The sequence below is a fragment of the Planococcus sp. MSAK28401 genome (genome assembly GCF_018283455.1).
GTDB classification, from domain to species: domain Bacteria; phylum Bacillota; class Bacilli; order Bacillales_A; family Planococcaceae; genus Planococcus; species Planococcus alpniumensis.
In genome coordinates this window covers 2,227,156-2,250,085 of sequence record NZ_JAAMTH010000001.1, presented here as the reverse complement: position 1 = coordinate 2,250,085, position 22,930 = coordinate 2,227,156, and the positions used below count along the sequence as shown (strand labels likewise).

The following is a 22,930-nucleotide window of genomic DNA, read 5'->3' as shown; positions in this document are numbered from 1 at the left end:
GCTTTTTTCTTTTTGAACCTGCTATGATTAAGGAAAAAAGGGGGTGTGCAGATGACGGAGCGCATTTTGATCGTGGAAGATGAAAAAAGCATCGCCCGTGTCCTTGAGTTGGAACTGAAATTCGAAGGCTATGAAACTGCGGTCGCTTTGACAGGTTCGGAAGCCTTGATCCATTTCCGGGAGCAGGAATGGGATCTGGTGCTGCTCGATTTGATGTTGCCGGAAATTTATGGACTCGATGTCTTGAAACGGATCCGTGCATCTGATGCCAAGTTGCCGGTCATTTTACTGACCGCTAAAAACGATGTCAAAGACAAAGTGGCTGGGCTTGATCTTGGTGCAAATGACTATGTGACAAAACCGTTTGAAATCGAGGAGCTGCTTGCCAGAATTCGTGCCAACTTAAGGGAGAAAAATCCAGTTGATGGAAATTTGCACCGTTTTGAAGAGCTCACACTCAATGAAAGCACTAGGGAAGTCGTAAGGGCAGGGCGGCAAATCGAATTGACGCCTCGTGAATTCGATCTGCTATTGTATCTGATGCGTCATCCGAAACAAGTGCTGGGCCGTGAACAATTGCTGAATGCGGTGTGGGGCTATGATTATTATGGCGACACGAATGTTATCGATGTCTATATCCGTTATTTGCGCAAAAAGATTGATTTCGGTGAAGATGCCACCTATTTGCAGACAGTGCGAGGCGTCGGGTACGTCTTGAAGGAGCAGCCGCATGAAGCTCAAGCATAAGATTCACCTGTCCTCGACTTTATTGATGTTCTTTGTGCTAATGATCCTGGCGGTCGTCATTTACGTCTCCTTCAGCAGCCTGGCTTATGAAACAGAAGTCGAACGGCTGGAAGCTGAAGTGGAAGTGATGGTTGCGACATTCAATGCCAATAATACTGAAGAATCGCCAGATACTATCTTGCGCGCCTATGTGCCGGTAGACGGCTTGATCAAAGAGAAAAACCAAAGTAGCGGCTTGCTGAATACAATTATCCAGGATCCATCCGTCAATGTAGAATTTCCAAATGATGTCGAAGGGACTTCGGGAAGAATGGCTGTTGAAGGAGAACAATTTGCCTACGTCACGGCGCCCGTGATTTGGCCCGGTGGTGAAGTGCTGGAATTGATCGTCGCCCAATCGCTAGGTGAAGTGACCGCAAACCTCTCGACTTTGCGCTTGGTGCTCATTTCCGTGACGATGCTTGCGATGATCCCGATTTTCTTATCGAGTGCGTTGCTTGGCCGAGTATTGACCCGCCCGATCGAAGGGCTTACCGGGACGATGCGGCGCATCCAGCGCGACGGCTCTTTCGAGAAGCTGCCTGTCGCGGGAGAATCGCGGGATGAACTAAGCCAAATGGGCGTTACTTTTAATGAAATGATCGGTTTACTGGAAGAAAACTACCGCAAACAAGAAGAATTCGTTTCAAATGCTTCCCATGAACTGAAAACGCCGCTGACTGTCATTTCTAGCTATGCTGATTTATTGCAGCGCAGGGGTGCACAGAACCCGGCATTGCAGGATGAAGCTTTGACGGCCATACGCACTGAAACGGAACGAATGCGCCAACTGATTGAACAATTATTGCATATCGCGAGGCGCAGCCAAGCTCAAATGGATTGGCAAAAAACCGATCTGGATCCGGTGCTAAAACAAGTCATGACAGCTATGAACGCTTCCTATGACAGGGAATTCCGCCTCCAGTCCGAACAGCCGCTGATTGTCGAAACCGATGTCCAGCAGCTCAAGCAATTGCTCTATATCTTGCTCGACAATGCCCGCAAATATAGTGAAGACAGCATTGATATGGAGGCGGGGACAGATGGTGCGGTATATATCAAAATCCGTGATTACGGTGTAGGCATCCCGAAGGAATCGCTGCCTCATGTCTTTGAACGCTTTTACCGCGTCGACAAGGCGAGAAACCGCGAGACTGGCGGATTTGGGCTTGGCCTTTCACTCGCCAAAGAATTGGCGGATTCGCTTCATCTTCGTCTCGAGATAGACAGCATTGAACAATTGGGGACGACGGTGACCATCGTTTTCTCAGGGAATTTTAATGTTGGAGAGTTACAATCAGGGCAGGAGGGATGAGCATGCGAAAATGGTGGGCTATCGGAATAGTCGTCATCGTATTTTCCATCGCGGCACTGGCCTTTTTCCTGTTTCCGAGGACCGCTGCTGATTCCGTAACGATGGATGAAGCGGCACAATCAATTGAACAGCTTTACGGCGGTGCGATTGAAAATGTTACTGAAACGGAAGGGTTTTACCAAATCGAATTCAAGCGTAACGATGGCACCTATTTAGCGGCCATCAACCGCGCCGATGGACAGGTCGAATCGCTGGAATTGCTGGAGAAAACCGGTCCTGCAAAAGCACTTTCTGAAGAGCAAGCAAGTGAAGCAGCCTCAGCAGCGGAGCCAGGGGAAATAAAAGAAATCCAATATATAGAATCGGATAATCGTTACGAAGTGGAAATCCATAGCGAGACGGAACGGAAAATCTTGGCCATTTCCGCAGAAAGCGGGGAAGTACTGGATGTCCAAACAGAAGCGCTGGAAACTCCGGCTGAGCCGGAACCGGATTCAGCACCCGCACAACAAGAACCGGAACGCATCATCAGCCAGGATGCAGCAATCGCTATCGCAAAAGAGACTTTGGATGGAACAGTTGACGAAGTCGAATTTGTTCAGACAACGGACGGCGGCTATTATTTGGTTGAAATGGATGATGACGAATCCGACCGGGAAGCGACGATTCAAATCCATGCAATTCGTGGAGAGACGATGACCGTGGAATGGGATGATTGAGAAAAATTGAATGAAAACCGTTTTCACGAAATCGGAGCTGATGGCAAATTAACTCCGATTCGAGTTGAAAACGGTATTTTTTTGAATAGATTGTGCTGAATCCGCCTGTTCTCATGAATTTCTCATCTTTGTCTAAGCACAGTTTAAGCTTCAGTGGTTATATTCAAAGTAACGACAGAACAGGAGGAGATTAAATTGAAAAAATTAATCTATGTTTCAGCAGCGGTAGGCCTTTTGGTGTTCGGCGGCATTGTTCTCGCAGATACGGATGATACTGGAGTGAAGTTGGAGACGCAGAGTGTTCAAGGTCAACAGCTATTGAATAATGCACCAACTGATAGCTCGAACAATCCATCGGCATCTGGTACTGCAACAGCAGAATCCAGCGCGGAGGAGCAATCCGTAAAACAGTTTATCGGGGAGCAGCAAGCGATCGAAGCAGCACAAAGCGCAGCCCCAGGACAAGTAGAGGACATCGAGCGTGAGAACGAAGACGGCTGGGTACTTTATGAAGTGGAGCTTAAAGACGGCAAAGCCGAATACGATGTCATTATAGATGCCTCTGACGGCGCTGTGGTGTCGGTAGAAGCGGACGACGAAGATAACGACGACAACGACGACGATTACAATGATGATGACGACAACGACGATGATTATGATGACGATGATGACAACGACGATGAATGATTAGAAATTCAAAAACCTCCCGCCTGTTTTTAGGGCGGGAGGTTTTCATTGTTCCGGCAATAGCGGCAAAGTGACGATGACGCAGGCGCCTTTTTCTTCCGTGTTGTCGATCGCCAAGCTGCCGCCATGTTCTTGCGTAATCTTTTGGGAAATCAATAAGCCGAGGCCGGTGCCTGTAGCTTTTGTCGTGTAGAACGGTTCGAAAACACGTTCCGCAAGTTGAGGAGGGATGCCGGGGCCGTCATCTTTGAAATGGACCTTCAATACCGTTGCGTCGCGAATGGCAGTAATTCTCAATATTCCGCCGTCTTCCATCGCTTCGATGGCGTTCTTCAATAAGTTAATGAATACTTGCTTTAAATGATGTTCTTCGCCTTCTGCGATAAACGGGCCTGAGATTTCCGCTTTAACCGAAATGTCATGGAGCACGAATTCGGGCCCGAACAGGAAAATGCATTCGTCGAGTATTTTCCCGATATCGAGTTGCTTCTTTTGAGACGCTTGTGGTTTAGCAAGGAACAGGAATTCACTGATGATCAGATTGATGCGGTCGAGTTCCGATTGCATCAGCGATGTATAGCTCGGGTAGCGGTGATTCGGGTCATTGTGCATCATTTGGACAAAGCCTGAAATGACCGTCATCGGGTTGCGGATTTCATGTGCCACCCCAGCGGCAATTTCCCCCGCCATCTTCAGTTTTTCCGTTTGCAACAGCATCCGTTCGGTTTCCTTCCGGTAACTGATGTCCCGGGAAATGACAGACGTCGCGATGACCTGCCCCTGTGAATCGAAAATCGGGGAGAGCGTGATTTGTGCCGGAAAACGCGTGCCATCTTTTTTGATATCGTCTGTTTCAAGGGTGAAACTTTCGCCTTGCCGTACTTTTTCGGCGCGCAATTCCGCCGCTTCTGCATGTTCCGGCGGGTAAAGCGCAAGCACTTTTCCGAGGCATTCTTCTGCTGTCCAGCCGTATAATTGGACAAAAGCGGGATTGATGGCAATGATGCGCCCTTCGAAATCAAATACGGCAATCGCGTCTTTGGCGGCTTGGAAAAACAAATCGAGATAGCCTTCTTTTGAAGTGAGCGCTTTTTCCATTGATGCATTGCGCAGTTCCAATTGGCGCCAGTAATTGCTGAAATAAAAACTATGCAAAATCGTCAGCAGCATCACCAGGCCGAAAAACATCAGCATCGAAACATGGATGTACTCTAATGAACCGCTCGTTTGAAAACGGCCGAAGACAAATGTCAGAAGAGCCACTTCGATGATGGTCAAGAGCGAGAGCGCGATGATGGACCGTGTATCGTTATAAAGCGAGGCCGCAACGATTGGAATGATAAAGTAAATGGCCGTGACAAACGACAGCGATTCAAATTGCAAAATCAAAATATAGGCATTTAACGCAAACAATATCGCAAAACGCAACCGTGAAGGGGGTAATTTCGTATATAGTAGAGTGAATAGTACTGAGTAGGCCAGCATGCCGAAGATCGGCGCTATAATGGAAGCGTTGAAGTCGACAAAATAATTCAGCACTAAATGGGCAAGGCTGCCAAAGCCGAATAGATGGATAAATAATTGATTGCGCTTGCGGATTGTCAGTGAGCGTTCCATAATTGCACCTCATCATGCTAAGAGTCTTACTCATCTTACTATAGTCGGGACTGTGCGAAAATGGCAGTTTTTGATATGATTAAAAAATCAGGGAGTGATTAAATTGGCTTTTAACTGGAAAGAACAAGAAACGATCAGCACATTGGAGAAACTGGTGAAAATTCCAAGCCCTTCAGGCTACACGATGCAAGTGATGGATTTCGTCACGGATTTTTTCGACCAAGCAGCAATTCCATACATAATCAGCAATAAAGGCGGTGTTATCGCCACAATCAAAGGACAAGACGATAAACGCCATCGCCTGCTTACGGCACATGTCGATACACTTGGCGCAATGGTGAAGGAAATCAAACCTTCGGGACGTTTGAAGCTATCGCTTGTCGGCGGATTCAAATTCAATGCCATCGAAGGCGAAAATTGCCTGATTCACACAGCTAGCGGCGAAACCATCACCGGCACAATCTTGCTTCATCAGACGACTGTCCACGTGTACCGCGATTCCGGAACAGCGGAACGTTCTGCAGATAATATGGAAGTACGCTTGGATATCAAATGCAATTCCGTAGAAGATGTCCGCAAGCAGGGCATCGAAGTGGGCGATTTCGTTTCATTCGATCCACGCTTCACCAAAACGGAAAGCGGTTTTATCAAATCGCGTCATTTGGACGACAAAGCGAGTACGGCATTGTTGTTGGAATTGGCCAAGCAAGCGGCAAACGGTGAACCCTTGCCTCAGACGACTCATTTCTATATTTCCAATAATGAAGAAATCGGCTATGGCGGCAATTCCAATATTCCGCTTGAGACCGAAGAATATATTGCTGTCGATATGGGGGCGATTGGAGATGGGCAGGCTTCAGATGAATTCACGGTCTCCATTTGCGCAAAAGATTCAAGCGGCCCTTATCATTACGGGCTGACCCGCCAATTGATCGCCTTGGCTAAAGATCAGGAAATCGATCACAAAGTGGATATTTACCCGTATTATGGATCCGATGCTTCTGCAGCAATCGGGGCAGGTGCAGATGTGAAACACGCCTTGTTCGGCCCTGGAATCGAAGCATCCCATGCGTATGAACGAACGCATACCGATTCATTGAAAGCGACGGCAGCGCTTCTTCACGCGTATATCAACTCACCGCTCGGGTCATAACACTAGGAGGATTTCAGATGGACAGCAAGCAACTATTTTTAAATATCCCCATTTCATCTATAAAAGGAGAATTGCCGCAATCCATTTCGCATATGACGATGGATTCCCGGGAAATTGTTCCAGGCTCTCTTTTTGTCTGCATTGAAGGCTATACAGTCGACGGGCATGATTTTGCTGAGCAAGCGGTAAAGCAGGGCGCAACGGTTATATTGGCGGAAAAACCGCTGGCAATAGAAGGCGCAGCGGTCGTCATGGTAGCGGATACGAGCCGTACACTCGGTATTCTAGCGGCGCGTTTTTACGGACACCCTTCGAAAAAATTGAATATGATCGGCGTGACGGGGACAAACGGCAAAACAAGCGTCGCTGGCATGCTGCACGCGATGCTCATGAAACTTGGGAAGACATCGGCTTTAACCGGCACGATCGGCTTTAATTTAAACGGGGAATTGCACCCGTCTGCAAATACGACGAGCGATGCACTCACCACCCAGCAAATGATCAGCCGTGCTTTAGAGGCAGGCAGTTCCCATATGACGATGGAAGTTTCTTCTCACGGCCTCGTATTGGGCCGCTTGGCCGGTGTCGAATTCGATACGGCGATTTTTACGAACTTGACGCATGATCATCTGGATTTCCACGGAACGATGGAAGAATATGGACACGCCAAAGGGCTGCTATTCTCGCAGCTTGGCCAGGATTTGACGCAGAATAAGCGGGCGGTGCTGAATGCAGACGATGAATGGTCAGAGAAGTTTGCGGCCATGACGCCTTTTCCCGTCTATACTTACGGCTTGGAAAATGAAGCGATGTTCCGTGCCGCGGATATCCGGTTAGAAGCGAAAGGGACGTCCTTTACATTGCTTTGCCCAGAGGGAGAATTTCCGGTTGAAATGAAATTGCTTGGCCATTTCAACGTCTATAATGCGCTGGCGGCTATTGCGGCATTGTCTGCAGAAGGCTATTCAATCAAGCAGGTGATTGCCGCGCTCGAAGCCATTTCGCCAGTCGAAGGCCGCATGCAAAAAGCGGAAATCGATGCCCCGGTATCGGTCTTCATCGATTATGCACACACACCGGACGCCATAGAGAAAGCCATTGCCGCTGTTGAGGATTTCAAGACCGGCCGTCTTATTTTCTTAGTCGGTACGGGAGGCAACCGCGATAAGACGAAGCGGCCGATCATGGCAGAAAAAGCTTCGGTCGCAGATTACGTCGTGTTGACGACAGACGATCCGCGCTATGAACCGTATGACAGCATTCTAAATGACTTGGCAGCCGGTATGCAGCACGACCAATACGCGTGCATCGGCGACCGTGAACAAGCGGTGCGCCACGCCGTGCAGCAAGCGCAAGCAGGCGATATCATCATTTTGGCCGGCAAAGGGCACGAAGATTACCAGATTATCGAAAATACGAAATATCCGCATAGCGATAAAGAAATAGCAGAACAAGAAGCCCAGCGTAAATTCGGATCATAAAATGGAACGGAGAAAAATCGAAGTATTTTTCTCCGTTCATTTTTGCGTTTTTGCCGCTGTCACTTTCCGCAACTTCAGGCGATAGTTCTTGTTTTTTGCACGTCCCTTCTCTAAGATAGAGAGAGGAAATTAAAGGAGCGTATACAATGTCAGACCAATTACAACAAGCAATTGAAAGCAGAAGAACCTTCGCCATCATCTCCCACCCGGATGCTGGGAAAACGACCTTAACCGAGAAACTCTTGCTGTTCGGCGGCGCAATTCGCGATGCCGGGACGGTCAAAGGGAAAAAGACCGGGAAATTCGCCACATCCGACTGGATGGAAATCGAAAAGCAGCGCGGCATCTCAGTTACATCGTCCGTTATGCAATTCGATTATTCAGGGCACCGGGTCAACATCCTCGACACGCCTGGTCACCAAGATTTCAGTGAAGACACGTACCGGACGCTAATGGCAGTAGACAGTGCTGTCATGATTATCGATGTCGCCAAAGGGATCGAAGCACAGACTGTGAAATTATTCAAAGTCTGTAAAATGCGCGGCATTCCAATTTTTACCTTCATCAACAAAATGGACCGCCAAGGAAAAGAGCCGCTTGAGTTGATGGAAGAGTTGGAAGAAGTGCTCGGTATCCAATCCTACGCGATGAACTGGCCGATCGGCATGGGGAAAGAATTCATGGGGATTTATGACCGTTACAATAAACGCGTGGAACCATTCCGCACGGATGGGGACCGTTTCATGGAACTCGATGAGAACGGGCATCTCGTTGGTGAACACGAAATGACGAAAACTTCCTATTATACACAAGCGCTTGAAGATATCGAGTTGCTGGAAGAAGCAGGAAACGATTTTTCCATCGAAAGTGTGAAAAGAGGGGAATTGACGCCGGTCTTCTTCGGCTCTGCACTGGCGAATTTCGGTGTAGAAACCTTCCTCGAGACATACCTGCAATTTGCGCCGCAGCCCCAGCCTCGCCTAACAAAAGAAGAAGACATCGTTGAACCGGTGGAAACGCCGTTTTCCGGATTCGTCTTCAAGATTCAAGCCAATATGAACCCGGCGCACCGCGACCGCATCGCTTTTGTCCGAATCGTCTCAGGAAAATTCGACCGCGGCATGAACGTTACCCTATCCAGAACCGGTAAATCGTTCAAGTTGTCCCAAACGACGCAATTTTTGGCGGATGACCGGGAAATGGTATCCGAAGCCGTCGCTGGTGATATTATCGGCCTCCACGATGTCGGAAATTACCAGATCGGTGATACCATTACAAGCGGCAAGAAATTCGAATTCGAAGCCTTGCCTCAGTTTACTCCGGAATTGTTCATGAAAGTCACGGCGAAAAACGTCATGAAGCAAAAGCATTTTCATAAAGGGATTCTGCAGCTCGTACAAGAAGGCGCGATCCAGTACTATAAAACGCTGCACCTGGAAGAAGTCATTCTCGGTGCGGTCGGGCAGCTTCAGTTTGAAGTATTCGAGCATCGCATGAAGAACGAATACAATGTCGATGTAAGAATGGAGCCAGTCGGCAATAAAATTGCACGTTGGATCGAAAACGAAGAAGACGTCAAAGAGTCGATGTCGAGCGGACGCTCGATGCTGGTCAAAGACCGCTACGACAACTTGGTGTTCTTGTTCGAAAATGATTTTGCCACACGTTGGTTCCAGGACAAGAATCCGGAAATCCGCCTTTACAGCCTCCTATAGAAATGGAATCAAAACAGCCTGCTTTTCCAGCGGGCTGTTTTGCATTTGGCGAATAATTTGCCGTAGCGCATCATGCTTTTATAGGACCAGGAAAAACATGGCGTTCTTGTGAACAGACGCTCTCAAGTTTGCGGTATAGGGCATTTTTTCTTATGATAAAGGGACCAGGCATAGAGAGGGATTGAACAGATGAAATTAAGCGATTTTTCCATCAAACGACCAGTATTGACCATTGTTACCATGCTGTTGGTCATCATTTTAGGGGCAGTGTCATTTCTCCGCATACCTGTCACCTTAATTCCAGAGTTGAATCCGCCGATTGGCGTAGTGGTCACGAACTATCCAGGGGCCAGCCCGACGGAAGTGAACGAAAAAGTGACAAAACCGCTGGAAGAGAGCTTGGCAACATTGCCGGGAATTGAATCGATTCAGTCGAACAGCCAGGAAGGAACGAACTTTATCTTACTGGAATTCGGATGGGACACGGATATCGACGATGTTCAGGCGGAAGTCACGCAGCGAATTGACCAGACGCCGATTCCAGATGACTCGAATAACCCGCGTTTTTTGAAGTTCGACCCTTCGCAATTCCCGATTATCCAATTATCCTTGCGGGCGACTGACGCAGAGCAAGACGTCCGGGTAATAGCAGAGGAATTGGAAACACAGTTGCGCCAGACGGACGGCGTGGCGAGCGTAAATGTTTCGGGCTCGTTGATTGAAGATATTTCAATCCAGTTGGATCCGGCAGAACTAGAAGAGCGTGGTTTGCAGCAGGCGGATATTGTCCAGCTGATCCAAGCGAACAATATCTCCTTGCCGGGCGACCCGATTGAAACGGAAGATGGGCGTAATTTAACGACGCGCATCGTCAGCACTTTGGAAAGTGTAGAAGATATTGAAGATCTCATCGTGACGGTCGATCCAATGTCTGGAGATAATGTCACAGTGGCTGATGTAGCTGAAGTGGCGGTAACAGAACGGGAGACCAACAGCGAAACGCGTGCCAATGAAGAGCCTGCCGTTTTGCTATCAGTGCTGCAGGAGTCTGGAGGCAATACAGCAGACGTTTCGACAGCATTCCAGGAGCGCTTAGATGAATTGCTTGCTGAAGAGCGTTTTTCGGCAGTGGAAGCCGATATCCTATTCGACCAGGGGGATTACGTTAAACTCGCCATCAATAATATCGGCCAGACTTTGATCCTCGGCGGCATATTCGCGATGCTCGTCTTGTTCTTTTTCCTTCGCGGGATCAAGAGCCCGATCATTATCGGCGTAGCGATCCCTTATTCGGTCATCGTGACCTTTGTCTTGATGTTCTTTGCCGATTTCGCTTTGAATATCTTGACGCTCGGTGCCTTGGCGCTTGGCATCGGGATGCTCGTCGATAATGCCATTGTTGTCATCGAAAACATTGAACGGCATCTCGCGATGGGCAAAAAGCCTAAAAAAGCGGCATCCGACGGTTCACGTGAAGTAGCTGGGGCGATTACCGCTTCGACATTAACGACTATCGCCGTATTCGTGCCAGTTATTTTCATCTCCGGTTTGATTGGAGAAATTTTCTTCGAATTCGCATTGACGATTTCGTTCAGCTTGATCGCCTCGCTCGCTGTGGCCTTGACCGTCATCCCGATGATGGCATCAAGGATGCTCGGCCAGAAAGATGGCGTACAAAAGCCGGTGAAGGCAGATTCCAAGGGCGTCCAGCGCTTTGAAAAGAGTGTCTTGTGGGCGCTGCGCCACCGCATTCTCGTGCTCTTGACGGCATTCGTGTTCCTCGGAATTGGCGCGTACGGCGTCTCCCAAGTGGGAACTGAGTTCTTGCCGGCGACGGATGAAGGATTTGTCAGCGTTACTGTCGAACTTGAAAATGGTTCTTCGACATCTGCGACCAATGAAGTGGTCCAGAGTATCGAAGAAGAATTGAAGGCTGAAGAGGATGTTGATGTGTACGTCAGCTTAATCGGTACGACTCAACAAGGACAGGCGCAAGGCAGTGCGGAATCCAATACGGCAGAAATTTACGTGAAATTATTGCCGTTGGATGAACGCGATCGGTCAGTCTTTGAATTTGTGGATGACATACAGCCGCAAGTACTGGAGAAAATCGGCGACGATGCGCTTGTCAGCTTTAATCTTCAAACAGCTGCCGGTTCTACACCGAATACATTAAGCTTTACCGTGACGGACACTGATAAACAGCGTCTCGATGAAGCGGTAGCTGCAATTGATGAAGAATTGTCGAGCTTGCCGAATGTGATTGAATTGACGAACGACCGGCAAGAAACCATCGATGAAATCCAGATGACAATCGACCGCGAAGCGGCGACTGAAAATAACCTGGCGCCGGCACAAATTGCCCAAACGGTCAATAACATTACGCGCGGTGTCCTCGCGACTCAAGTCATCGATGAACAAGACGAAGTGCTCAGTGTCTTTGTCTCTTACGATGAGGAACAGCGCAATAGTGTAGAAAGTTTGCGCGAATTGACGCTTCGTACGCCATCCGGTGCATTTGTTGAATTGCAGGAACTGGCCGACATTGAAGTCGCACAAGGACCTGTTTCCATCAGCCGCGTCGACCAAGCGGAAAGTGTATCCTTTACACTGCAATACCCATCCGACCAGACTTTGGGCGATATGTCGACTGCTGTCGACACAGCCATAGCGGATCTTGATTTGTCTGAACAGACAGAAGTCTCGTTCGGAGGAGACCGAGAGCTGTTCGATGATGCGATCGATGATATGCTACTCGCGGTCGTATTGGCAATTGTCCTGGTCTATATCGTTATGGCAGCACAGTTCGAATCGTTCAAATACCCATTGGTTATCATGTTCACAGTGCCATTGATGGTCATCGGGGTCTCTATCGCGCTATTCGTGACACAAACACCGATCAGCATTACCGCTGTTATCGGCGTGCTGGTGCTCGTCGGGATTGTCGTCAATAACGGAATCGTGCTCGTCGATTACATCAATCAACGGAAAGCAGATGGATTAGGTTCCTTTGATGCGATTATAACGGCAGTCCATGACCGCAGAAGGCCGATCTTGATGACGGCCCTGACGACGATTCTAGGCCTCTTGCCGTTAGCCATTGGCATCGGTGAAGGTACGGAAATCAACCAGCCGATGGGAATTGCTGTCATCGGCGGACTGATCAGTTCGACTTTCTTGTCCTTATATGTCGTGCCAGTCGTCTACAGTATATTTGACCGGGACACACGTTTCATGAACAGCAAGAAGAGAAAACAAGCAAAAACAGAGGAATGACCCATCCTGTGCAGATGATTCTGCACAGGATTTTTTTATATATTTTAAGGGCGCAGCTATCCATTTTTTAGTAGAATACAGAAAAGGGGTGTGAATGGATGAAGACGATGGTGTTTACCGGGTTTCCCGGATTTATCGCAACACGTTTAATGGAATCATGTGCCCGAAAAGGCTGGGAATTGGCGGCAATCGTTCTGCCCAGTGAAATAGAGAAAGCGCAAAGGCAGGCAATCAGCATTGAGGAAAAGACCGGCTGTGGGCGGATTCGACTGCTGACGGGAGATATTACAATAGAAGGGTTGGCGCTTTCGCAGCAAGACCGGTCCTGGCTAGAAAACCAGCCGCTCATCTTTTGGCACTTGGCAGCCATCTATGATTTGGCGGTGCCGCAAGCTATCGCAAAAAAAATCAACATCTTAGGTACGCAAAACGTTAACGATCTAGTCAAGACACTTGATCAGCTGGAGCGCTATATGTATTTCAGTACGGCTTATGTGGCGGGCAGAAGAGAGGGCTTGTTGCTCGAAGATGAGCTTATCCGTCCGCAGACATTCAAGAACCATTATGAAGAAACAAAATTTGAAGCAGAATTGCTCGTCCAACAATTGAAAACACAAGTGCCGACGACCATCATCCGTCCAGGAATTGTCCGTGGCCATTCCATAAGCGGAGAGACCTCAAAGTTCGACGGCCCGTATTTCTTTTTGAATATGATCGACCGGATGAAACGGTTGCCTGCGATTCCGTATATCGGGCATTCGTACACAACCATCAACGTTGTACCGGTAGACTACATCTTAGAAGCTTCTATTTATTTGAGCGGCCTTAAAAAAGCCGAATCGGCAACCGTTCATTTGACTGACCCCAATCCTCATCCTGTAGAAGAAGTATACCGGGCAATGGTCCATGAAATGACTGGAAAGTATCCGAAAGGCCGGGTCCCGAAAAAACTTGCGGCCATCTCGATGAAGACACCGGCCATCCGCAAGTATCTCGGCGTTGAAGCCGAGACTTTGGATTACATGGACTGGCAGGCGCAATTCGATACGCGCAACGCCCAGTCCTTATTGGAAGGAAGCGGCATCCGGCCGGCTGATTTTCTGGAAACGATCCCGGCAATGGTGGCCTTCTATAATGAACATAAGGGATATCAAAAATACCATGTCACGATTGCCTAGATGTTTACAGTTCCAGCACAAGTGCTATAATACATCTACAGACCAATAATACAAACTCTCGACAAAGGGGAGTAGCTATAGGGAAACCTATTTCACAGTCGTCAAGACGTGGCTTCTGGCCATCGGTTGTGATAGCGGCACATCAGAACGCTTAGCAAGACCTTTGCCTTTTATTAGGCATGGGTCTTTTTTTGTCGGGTAAAATTAGGAGGGAAATTATGGATACTATCTTATTGGAATACGCATGGGTGCTGCTTGTGCTCATCGGGCTGGAAGGTTTGCTCGCTGCAGATAATGCGGTGGTCATGGCTGTCATGGTCAAGCATTTGCCAAAGCCCCAACAGAAGAAAGCCTTGTTCTATGGTTTGGCAGGTGCTTTTATCTTCCGTTTTGCAGCTTTGTTCATGATCACATTCTTGGTGAACATCTGGCAGATTCAGGCCCTTGGCGCCGCCTATCTGTTGTTTATCGCGGTCAAGCATATCTATGACCAGCGCAAAGGGAAAGAACATACAATAGAACCCGAAACGACAAAAGGATCGGGATTCTGGATGACCGTCTTAAAAGTGGAACTGGCAGATATCGCCTTTGCCATTGACTCTATGCTTGCGGCCGTTGCACTCGCGGTAACATTGCCGCATCTCGGCGATTTTGACATCGGCGGCATCAATGGCGGCCAGTTTGGCGTGATGCTCGCAGGCGGTTTAATTGGTGTCATCATTATGCGTTTCGCTGCGCATAAATTCGTCCGGCTGTTGGAGAAATACCCGCAGCTCGAAACAGCGGCATTTGTCGTGGTCGGTTGGGTAGGGGTCAAATTGGTCGTTTTGACCTTATCACACGAAAAATTGAACGTTCTGCCGCATGATTTTCCGCATTCGACGCCGTGGACAATTACGTTCTGGCTTGTGCTTTTAGGGATCGTCTTGACCGGAGTGTTTACAGGTCTTAAAAAGAATAAAGAACAAAACGCTTAATTGAATAAAGATTGGTCGAATAGCCTTGCGGAGCATTTTCTCCGTAAGGCTATTTTCATGCAATCCATAACAAGACGGACACAAACACTCGCTGTCACACGAATGTAATACTTAGCAAGACCGCCTCAATCTTCCAAATTCCTGGACTGAAAGATACAATAGAGAAAAAGGAATTGAAATGAGGTGAGTTGCATGCTATTGACTGCTTTGGGCGGTTTGTTTGGATATGGAGCAGAAATGCCCGCTGAAACATTGGTGAAGCTCGCACAACAAGGCGATGAAGAGGCCGAAGAGCAATTGATTTCTTCACATATCCCGTTCGTGAAAAAAACCGCCGCACAAGTATGCAAGCGGTTCATCGATGATAATCAGGATGAATTCAGCATCGCGCTCTTGGCATTTCATGAGGCAATGCGCCAATACCGTCCGGGACATGAGGCATCGTTTTTAACTTTCGCGCATATGGTCATCAGGCGCAGAGTAATTGACCATATCCGGAAAGAAAGCAAGCGTCTGGAATTCAGCCATGATTTCACAGCATCGCCGAATGAAGACCATCACAACCATATCGGCGACCGGGCATCATCGGCTCTCTATTCAGAACAGGAGCAGATTGCCAAGCGGCGTGAAGAGATTGTCCAATTCGAGGAAATGCTCTCAGAGTTCGGCTTATCTTTCCAAATGATCGCCAAAGTTTCTCCTGCACATGAAGACGCCAGGAGAAATGCAATCCAAATCGCGCAATTGGTAGCGGAAACGGATGAATACAAACACTTCTTGCTTGATAAGAAAAAACTGCCGGTCAAACATATCGAGGAACTTGTCCAGGTCTCGAGAAAAACTATTGAGAGAAACAGGAAATACATAATTGCAATGTCGCTATTGATAATGAGCGAGTTGCATTATTTAAAAGATTATTTAAAGGAGCGGTTGAACTGATGCGAATGCGAAAAGGCATATGTATGGAACTTGATGGAGACCGTTCTGTCTACATGCTTGCAGATGGCAGCTTTGTAACCGGCAGGCCGACAGGGAGTACGGTAGTGGGCGAAGAGGCATATTTCGAATCCGTAAAAGCTTCGAACCGCCGATTCAAGCCGTTTACCGTGCCGCTCATAGCGTCGGTCGCGGCTCTATTCTTACTGATTTCCACATGGATGCTCCCCGCCGAAGAAGCTTATGGCTATGTACAAGTTGAATCAAACCCGGGAATCGAACTCGGCGTAGACGAGGCATGGCACGTCATTTCGCTGAGGGAGCTGAATGAGGACGGTAAAAAATTGATTGCTCAATTAACCGATTGGGAAAATCGTGAACTCGAAGTGGTTTTAGAGAACGTGCTTGCCTTATCCGTGGATGAAGATACAGAGCATGTGACGATTACCACGATACGAGGAGATGGAGAATCGGATGCCGCGATCAACGTGGAACAGATCGCATTGGCGGCACTGTTTGCCGGCAGCAATAAAAACTTGCGGGTGCATTTGAAAGAAGCGAATAAAAAGCAATGGCGCGAGGCAAAAGAACAACAAGTGCCAGTCGCCAAGCTAATCGAAAAAGACCGAACTTTCACGTCGCCAAAGAAACAAGAAAATGATGTCCAGCCTGCGCAAAATGAAGAAAAAAACACGCAGAGAAAACAAGCCCCGGATAGCCAGGAGGCCCCTTCGAAAGCTGAAGATCCTGCTACTCCAAAGGCTAACCCGAAAAACGAGCCTTCCTCTCCAGGCAATAGCCAATCAAACAAAACACAAAAGTCGGATACACAGGCAAATCCTACTCCGGAAAAGAAACCTGTTCCGGAAAAGAAACCTGTTCCGGAAAAGAAACCTGTTCCAGAAAAGAAACCTGTTCCAGAAAAGAAACCTGTTCCAGAAAAGAAATCTGTTCCAGAAAAGAAATCTGACAGCAAACCAAAAGAATCTGGCTCCAACGCTCCAGCAGCAAAAAAAGTACCGAAAAAACCAGAAAAACCTGAGCCTGCTAAACCGAAAAACCCAAATGCTGGAAAAGGCAACAACGCTGGGAATTCAAAAGCTGAAACAAAACCGAAAAAAGAAATTCCTTCTTCCGGAAAGAACAAAACTGAACAACCGCCAAAAGACAATAACGGCAAAGACAAACCAAAAGAAAAGGACAGTAAAAAAGACAATTCTAACAGCAACAGCAACAGCAACAGCAACAGCAACAGCAACAGCAACAGCAACAGCAACAGCAACAGCAACAATAATAACGGCAATTCTTCCAAAGCAGATGGGGCGAAGACAGCGGAACCAAAGGACTTGAAAGCCGAACAGGCCAAACCCCCTGTGAAGGAAAAGGGAGTCTCGGATTCACCCAAAACCGATGAAAAGAAACCTCCAAAAGCAGACAAGCAAGATAAGAAAAATCCATAATGCCTTCTGTAAATGGCGCTTATTCCTTCAAATCCGCATTCAGCGGTGTAACTCAGAGGAATAAGCGCTTATTCTGCGGCAGTGGAAAATAAGACAGGAAAAGCGGCTCTTTTGCATTGGAACAGATAAAGCAGACTGTGCTTTACAAAAAAGCCCTTTTCTTTTCCCCGTACTTTACATAGAATGGGAAGAGAGTCAGTTGCGGAAGGGAATTTTACGCCTATGAATAAATCATTTCAACGTGTCCGAAATCTTACACCTGCACAGGCAATCGTGGCGTATTATTTCGTAGCGATTGCTTTTTCCTTTTTGCTCCTGCGGCTTCCAGGAGTCCTGCAGCCTGGGGTGAGCATGACCTATATCGATACATTATTTACCGCCGTCAGCGCTGTCAGCGTCACCGGCCTATCCGTCATTGATGTTTCCCAAACTTTGTCTACTTTCGGCATAATTGTGTTGATGGTCATCCTCCAATTCGGAGGCATCGGCATCATGTCGATCGGAACATTTTTCTGGATTCTGCTTGGCAAACGGATTGGGCTGAGAGAGCGCCAATTGATCATGGTCGACCATAACCAGTCGAGCATGTCCGGCGTTGTTAAATTGATCACTGAAATTGTCAAGATCCTATTGTTGATCGAAGCGATCGGCGCGCTCATATTGACCGTCTATTTCACGCAGTATTTCTATAGTTTCAGCGAAGCTCTATTGCACGGCGTTTTCGGATCGGTCACGGCCACAACTAATGGCGGGTTCGATATTACCGGCGCGTCCCTGCAGCCTTACGTCGATGACTATTTTGTCCAGATCGTCAATATGCTGCTGATTATCCTTGGTGCGATCGGTTTTCCGGTATTGATCGAGTTGAAAGAGTTTTTGTCGAACGAGACAAAAAATTTCCGGTTCTCGCTGTTTACCAAAATCACGACGAGCATCTTCGGCATTCTCTTGGTTGTCGGCACGGTCGGGATCTTGATTTTGGAGTCGGTCAATGCCTTTAAGGGGATGTCGTGGCATCAGACCTTTTTCGGGGCCCTGTTCCATTCAGTGTCATCCCGCTCCGGCGGCTTGGTCACCATCGATATCACCCAGTTCAGCGACGCGACCAATGTATTCATGAGTGCGCTCATGTTTATCGGAGCCTCACCAAGTTCGGCAGGCGGCGGTATTCGAACGACCACTTTTGCGATCGCTATCCTGTTTTTGATTAATTTTGCGAGAGGCAAGAACACGATCCAGATCTTTAACCGTGAAATCGAGTTGATTGATGTGTTCCGGTCATTTGCGGTCCTGTTCCTTGCAGGCACAATGGTCATCGTTGCGACGATGCTGTTGATCATCACTGAACCGAATGCATCCATCGTGGAAATTCTCTTTGAGATTACCTCAGCATTCGGTACGTGCGGCATGTCGCTCGGACTGACGAGTGAATTATCCTCGATTGGCAAAGTAATCGTCATGGTCCTGATGTTCATCGGACGAGTCGGCTTGATTTCCTTCTTGTTCACCATCGGCGGCAAGACGGATCCGACGAAATTCCATTATCCGAAAGAACGCGTCATTATCGGATAAGTCGACTGCACGTGCTATTCGGCTGTCAAAGGGATATAATTGAAGTAATCGAGTAATCATAGCGGAAATGAGTGAACGAAAATGAATGAAGACATCAAACAGTCATTGAAACTGTTTATCGTTTTGTCCCGTGCACATAAAGCGATTTCAGAACAAACCAACCAATTTTTCCAGGAAAACGGCGTTAATCCAACAGAATTTGCGGTGTTGGAGCTGCTCTATCATAAAGGGCGGCAGCCGTTGCAGAAAATCGGCGGCAAAATCCTGCTGGCCAGCGGGTCGATTACTTATGTCATCGATAAGCTGGAAAAGCGCGGATTTATCACGCGCGTCAATTGCCCGACCGACCGCCGCATTACCTATGCGGAAATTACGGAACAAGGGGAAGCCTTTATGGCAGACATCTTCCCGGCGCACGAGCAAAAGATTCATGAACTGACGGCTGCTTTATCTTCGGATGAAAAAGAGCAGGCCATCGAATTGATGAAGAAAATCGGCTTGTCGATCAAAGATTTGTCCTATTAAAAAAGATCCTCCGCTGTGGAGGATCTTTTTTATTTCTGCATATGCTCGATCGTTCGGGTCATTTGGATAAAGCCGCCATTTATCCTAAACCGGCAGCGGCATGACGATGAACAAGAGCACCAAGACAACCAAATGAGTAATGATCAACAGTGGCATGCTGCGCTTCCATTCATACAGGATGCCGAGTAATGCGCCTGCTACCACGCCTGCCACAATACCCGGCCAAAAGCCGCTGAAGGCAAGCGCAATGCCGAATAATAGCGATGCCCCGAGAATGGCGAACGGCAACTTCATGTATTTCTTCAATTGCTGTTGGATGTAGCCGCGCCAGAAAAGTTCTTCGCCTGGAACGATGACGAACATCAACAATAGGTAATGCCAAATGCTGGTTGGGGCAAATAAGGTTTGAAGGGCAGAGACCGGTCCTTCTACATTAACCGTCAGGACATCGAAGACTAGGTAGCCGAGTGCCAGGACGGTATAGATAAGGCTGCCGAACAACACACCGTATACTAATGATTTCCAGGTTTTTAATTCGTCGAATACAGAATAATTGACGATTGCGATTGACATCAGGGCCAAAATAGCGAATGTGTACATATACCAGAAGATGGCTGTATTTTCGAAAGCCAGATGATACAAATAAAGCGAAAGCGGCAATAGCCAAATTAGCGTATGGCGCTTTAATAAAGTAAACATAGAAAAAATCCTCCTAAAATCAACAAAGGCCGCCCATATTAGAGGGAAAGCACAATGTGGCTGGACGGCTATGGTTTCGTCCGTATAGTATTATAACAGAAGGATTTTAACATAACGAAAGGAAAGGAGAACATTTCATGACTGATTATGCGAACGACCTGGATCGATTGAAAGCTGGCGAGATCGACACACTCGATATTCCCAAAGAAGAATTTCTGGAGTTCCGCAAGATTCTGACGGAACGGGAAGATTTCAAACACTTTAGGGGAACGGCTTTCCATCATGGCAAAACGCAATATGAATATACGGTAGAACCGTCTAAATAACGTCTTGAATCAAGATGGCGGCGCAAGAAAACATACAATGAAATTTTTTTTGTAAAAAAGGTTTAGCCTATGTTTGGAGGGGGCATAGTATACTTGAACACAGCAACATTCTCATTTCCCCCTTTTGTGGTCGGCCCTTTATGGACCGGCCTTTTTTTTATGCCAAAAAGAAGAGTGAATAGACTGACCATTTTTGCTATTATGGAAATATAGAGGAGGCAATAAAATGAAAATTGGATTTATCGGTACCGGAGTCATGGGCAATAGCATCGGGCGTCATTTGCTAGAAGGCGGACATGAACTTTCTGTTTTCACAAGAACGGCCAAGAAAGCTGAGGATTTGCTGGAACAAGGCGCGTCCTGGAAAAACAATCCGAAAGAGCTGGCTGAGTCTGCCGAAGTGATCTTTACGATGGTTGGATACCCAAGGGATGTACAAGAAATCTATTTCGGGGAAAATGGCTTGCTGGCAAATGCTACCGAAGGAACGGTGCTCATCGACTTGACTACTTCCCAGCCCAAACTGGCGCAGGAAATTGCCGATGCTGCACGCGCGAAAGGCTTGCATGCTTTGGATGCACCGGTCTCTGGAGGGGATATTGGCGCTAAAAATGCGGTGCTTTCCGTCATGGTCGGCGGCGAAGAAGACGTTTTCAATCGACTGCTTCCGCTATTTCGTTTGTTTGCAGGCAATATTATTTTGCAAGGTCCAGCGGGTTCCGGACAGCATACAAAGATGTGCAACCAGATCAATATCGCAAATAATATGCTGGGCGTCTGTGAGTCCCTTATATACGCGAAGAAAGCAGGCCTCGATCCCGAGAACGTATTGCGCTCGATTTCGGCGGGTGCAGCCGGGTCATGGTCCTTATCAAATTTAGCGCCGAAAATGATCGAAGGCGATTTCCGTCCAGGATTTTACATTAAGCATTTCATCAAGGACATGAAAATAGCGGTAGAGGAATCCGAGCGATGGGGCTTGGATCTTCCCGGGCTGAAATTATCACTTGGCATTTACGAGGAATTGGAACGCGCAGGGGATGGGGACCTTGGCACCCAGGCATTAATCCGCCATTTTGATTTTGCGGAAAAATAAACAGAAAAAACCGGCAGTGCAGGACTGCCGGAAGGATCAATCAAAATAGGATTTTTTCGGTGAATAGAAACGATTCATTTCTTTCGGTTCGTAGCGTTTGGAAAAAGCCGAGATGGCAGGCTTTTTTTCCGGCGCCTCCAGCCCGGTGTAATTTTGAAGCAATTCTTTCGCATGCTTCAAGTTCATGCGGCTGGGTGGATTGCGATAGGATTCATCCAAGTCTCCAAAATGCTCAAGTGAATGGAAATCTTCCTTTTTGGGGAGCATGTGGAAATAATAATTTCCGCATTTCACGAGGACAGATGATTGTTGTTGGCTTTTCCGGGGGTTTTTACTGAAGTGCAGGCCAAGTTTTTGCGCCCGTTTTTGTTGAATCATCAGATTCAATGCCTGTTTTTTTAATGCATACAGAAATTGATTGTCAGGAGCAGTCTTAGCGTGGCGGTTGACAGTGAAAATAGCTTGTGCGATTTCCGAATCTTTCGTCGTCAAGGACATGGGCTCATTCCTTTCGCAATAATGGATTGATCAGTCTTTGTTTATCATATCAAAATTTTCAGTCACTGTACATAAACCGAATCCAGTGCCAAACTGCAGGAAACCATTCGAAAAGGGGATGTTGAAATGTTGAGTGAACAAACAATAATCGTAACCGGGGGCTCCAGTGGGATGGGCTTTCATATGGCAGAAAAATTTGCAACTGAAGGCGCAAACGTCGTCATTACGGGACGGGATATGGAAAAACTGAATGAGTCATTGACGAAGTTGTCTGGGCTGCGGGGACAGGCGGAAGCGTTCCAGATGGATGTGCGCGAACCCGAACATGCCAAGGCAATGGTCAATTTCGCACACGAGAAGTTCGGGCGGATCGATGGCCTTGTCAATAATGCGGCGGGTAATTTCATCGTTCATGCTGAAAAATTATCGCCGAATGGATGGCGCTCAGTTATTGACATTGTTTTGAATGGGACATTTTTCTGTTCTCATGCGGTCGGCAATTATTGGATTGAAAATGGCACAAAGGGGAATATACTTAATATGCTGGCAACGTATGCCTGGAATGCCGGTGCCGGGGTCGCTCATTCCGCCGCCGCTAAAGCGGGGGTCATGTCGTTAACCCGGACACTCGCAGTTGAATGGGGCACGCAATACGGTATCCGTGTCAACGGGATTGCTCCTGGCCCGATCGAACGAACTGGGGGCGCAGATAAACTTTTTGAGTCTCAAGAAGCGATGCAGCGGACCTTGAAATCTGTCCCTTTAGGCCGGCTTGGAAAACCGGAAGAAGTGGCAGATCTGGCAGCGTTTATCATGTCAGAGAAAGCGGCTTATATGAATGGGGAAATCGTGACCTTAGACGGTGGCCAGTGGTTAAATAAATTCCCTTTTTAAGCCAAAACACCCAATTAAAT

The 22,930-nt window shown here is 47.6% G+C and carries 21 protein-coding genes; 17 read left to right on the top strand and 4 right to left on the bottom strand.

What is annotated here, in order from left to right:
• Positions 1-51: 51 nt before the first annotated feature.
• The 4 genes from G3255_RS11500 (at position 52) to G3255_RS11485 (ending at position 3,507) form a co-directional block, all read left to right on the top strand.
• On the top strand, positions 52-747 hold the full coding sequence (locus G3255_RS11500; protein WP_211654583.1) for a response regulator transcription factor: 696 nt from the start codon (positions 52-54) through the stop codon (positions 745-747).
• Entirely contained in the window at positions 731-2,101 is a 1,371-nt protein-coding gene (locus G3255_RS11495) for a sensor histidine kinase (RefSeq protein WP_211654581.1), read from the top strand. Before G3255_RS11500 ends, G3255_RS11495 begins: the two co-directional genes overlap by 17 nt.
• A gap of 2 nt (positions 2,102-2,103) precedes the next feature.
• Positions 2,104-2,820: a PepSY domain-containing protein gene (locus tag G3255_RS11490; protein WP_211654580.1), complete on the top strand. Its 717-nt coding sequence runs from the start codon at positions 2,104-2,106 to the stop codon at positions 2,818-2,820.
• Positions 2,821-3,015: 195 nt separating this feature from the next.
• Positions 3,016-3,507, top strand: a complete 492-nt coding sequence (locus tag G3255_RS11485; protein ID WP_211654579.1) for a PepSY domain-containing protein — start codon at positions 3,016-3,018, stop codon at positions 3,505-3,507.
• A 45-nt stretch (positions 3,508-3,552) separates the two neighbouring features.
• On the opposite strand, the gene G3255_RS11480 is transcribed toward G3255_RS11485, so the two are convergent.
• Complete coding sequence (locus G3255_RS11480) at positions 3,553-5,124, bottom strand: ATP-binding protein (RefSeq protein WP_211654578.1); 1,572 nt, start codon at positions 5,122-5,124, stop codon at positions 3,553-3,555.
• A gap of 103 nt (positions 5,125-5,227) precedes the next feature.
• Between G3255_RS11480 and G3255_RS11475 the strand changes: the two genes are divergently transcribed.
• The 7 genes from G3255_RS11475 (at position 5,228) to sigI (ending at position 15,843) form a co-directional block, all read left to right on the top strand.
• Positions 5,228-6,277 carry a M42 family metallopeptidase gene (locus G3255_RS11475; protein WP_211654577.1) on the top strand — a complete coding sequence of 350 codons (1,050 nt, stop codon included), beginning with the start codon at positions 5,228-5,230 and terminating at the stop codon, positions 6,275-6,277.
• Between the two features lie 17 nt (positions 6,278-6,294).
• A complete protein-coding gene (locus tag G3255_RS11470; RefSeq protein ID WP_211654576.1) occupies positions 6,295-7,758 on the top strand; it encodes a UDP-N-acetylmuramoyl-L-alanyl-D-glutamate--2,6-diaminopimelate ligase in 1,464 nt (487 codons plus the stop codon).
• Between the two features lie 146 nt (positions 7,759-7,904).
• Positions 7,905-9,473 carry a peptide chain release factor 3 gene (locus G3255_RS11465; RefSeq protein ID WP_211654575.1) on the top strand — a complete coding sequence of 523 codons (1,569 nt, stop codon included), beginning with the start codon at positions 7,905-7,907 and terminating at the stop codon, positions 9,471-9,473.
• A 189-nt stretch (positions 9,474-9,662) separates the two neighbouring features.
• Complete coding sequence (locus tag G3255_RS11460) at positions 9,663-12,749, top strand: efflux RND transporter permease subunit (RefSeq protein WP_211654574.1); 3,087 nt, start codon at positions 9,663-9,665, stop codon at positions 12,747-12,749.
• Between the two features lie 98 nt (positions 12,750-12,847).
• The gene (locus G3255_RS11455; protein ID WP_211654573.1) at positions 12,848-13,927 is read left to right on the top strand and encodes an SDR family oxidoreductase; all 1,080 of its coding nucleotides are present in this window, start codon (positions 12,848-12,850) and stop codon (positions 13,925-13,927) included.
• A gap of 218 nt (positions 13,928-14,145) precedes the next feature.
• Positions 14,146-14,904 carry a TerC family protein gene (locus tag G3255_RS11450; protein WP_211654572.1) on the top strand — a complete coding sequence of 253 codons (759 nt, stop codon included), beginning with the start codon at positions 14,146-14,148 and terminating at the stop codon, positions 14,902-14,904.
• A gap of 192 nt (positions 14,905-15,096) precedes the next feature.
• Positions 15,097-15,843: an RNA polymerase sigma-I factor gene (gene sigI / locus G3255_RS11445; protein ID WP_211654571.1), complete on the top strand. Its 747-nt coding sequence runs from the start codon at positions 15,097-15,099 to the stop codon at positions 15,841-15,843.
• Positions 15,844-15,892: 49 nt separating this feature from the next.
• Here the strand turns inward: sigI and G3255_RS11440 are convergent, their stop codons facing one another.
• Positions 15,893-16,057: a hypothetical protein gene (locus tag G3255_RS11440; protein WP_211654570.1), complete on the bottom strand. Its 165-nt coding sequence runs from the start codon at positions 16,055-16,057 to the stop codon at positions 15,893-15,895.
• Positions 16,058-16,061: 4 nt separating this feature from the next.
• Between G3255_RS11440 and G3255_RS11435 the strand changes: the two genes are divergently transcribed.
• From G3255_RS11435 to G3255_RS11425, 3 genes are all read left to right on the top strand, one after another.
• Positions 16,062-17,300, top strand: a complete 1,239-nt coding sequence (locus G3255_RS11435; protein ID WP_442757089.1) for an anti-sigma-I factor RsgI family protein — start codon at positions 16,062-16,064, stop codon at positions 17,298-17,300.
• A gap of 222 nt (positions 17,301-17,522) precedes the next feature.
• Positions 17,523-18,872 carry a TrkH family potassium uptake protein gene (locus G3255_RS11430; RefSeq protein WP_211654568.1) on the top strand — a complete coding sequence of 450 codons (1,350 nt, stop codon included), beginning with the start codon at positions 17,523-17,525 and terminating at the stop codon, positions 18,870-18,872.
• An 81-nt stretch (positions 18,873-18,953) separates the two neighbouring features.
• On the top strand, positions 18,954-19,397 hold the full coding sequence (locus G3255_RS11425) for a MarR family winged helix-turn-helix transcriptional regulator (protein WP_211654567.1): 444 nt from the start codon (positions 18,954-18,956) through the stop codon (positions 19,395-19,397).
• An 84-nt stretch (positions 19,398-19,481) separates the two neighbouring features.
• Here G3255_RS11425 and G3255_RS11420 read toward each other — a convergent pair whose 3' ends face one another.
• Positions 19,482-20,096, bottom strand: coding sequence for a CPBP family intramembrane glutamic endopeptidase (locus tag G3255_RS11420; RefSeq protein ID WP_211654566.1), 615 nt, complete (start codon positions 20,094-20,096; stop codon positions 19,482-19,484).
• Between the two features lie 137 nt (positions 20,097-20,233).
• On the opposite strand from G3255_RS11420, the gene ykzS reads away from it, so the two are divergent.
• On the top strand, positions 20,234-20,422 hold the full coding sequence (gene ykzS / locus G3255_RS11415) for a protein YkzS (protein ID WP_211654565.1): 189 nt from the start codon (positions 20,234-20,236) through the stop codon (positions 20,420-20,422).
• 226 nt (positions 20,423-20,648) lie between these two features.
• Entirely contained in the window at positions 20,649-21,518 is an 870-nt protein-coding gene (locus G3255_RS11410; protein ID WP_211654564.1) for an NAD(P)-dependent oxidoreductase, read from the top strand.
• A 36-nt stretch (positions 21,519-21,554) separates the two neighbouring features.
• Here the strand turns inward: G3255_RS11410 and G3255_RS11405 are convergent, their stop codons facing one another.
• Positions 21,555-22,016, bottom strand: coding sequence for a YkyB family protein (locus tag G3255_RS11405; RefSeq protein ID WP_211654563.1), 462 nt, complete (start codon positions 22,014-22,016; stop codon positions 21,555-21,557).
• A 126-nt stretch (positions 22,017-22,142) separates the two neighbouring features.
• On the opposite strand from G3255_RS11405, the gene fadH reads away from it, so the two are divergent.
• On the top strand, positions 22,143-22,910 hold the full coding sequence (gene fadH, locus G3255_RS11400) for a 2,4-dienoyl-CoA reductase (protein ID WP_211654562.1): 768 nt from the start codon (positions 22,143-22,145) through the stop codon (positions 22,908-22,910).
• The last annotated feature ends 20 nt before the right edge of the window (positions 22,911-22,930 follow it).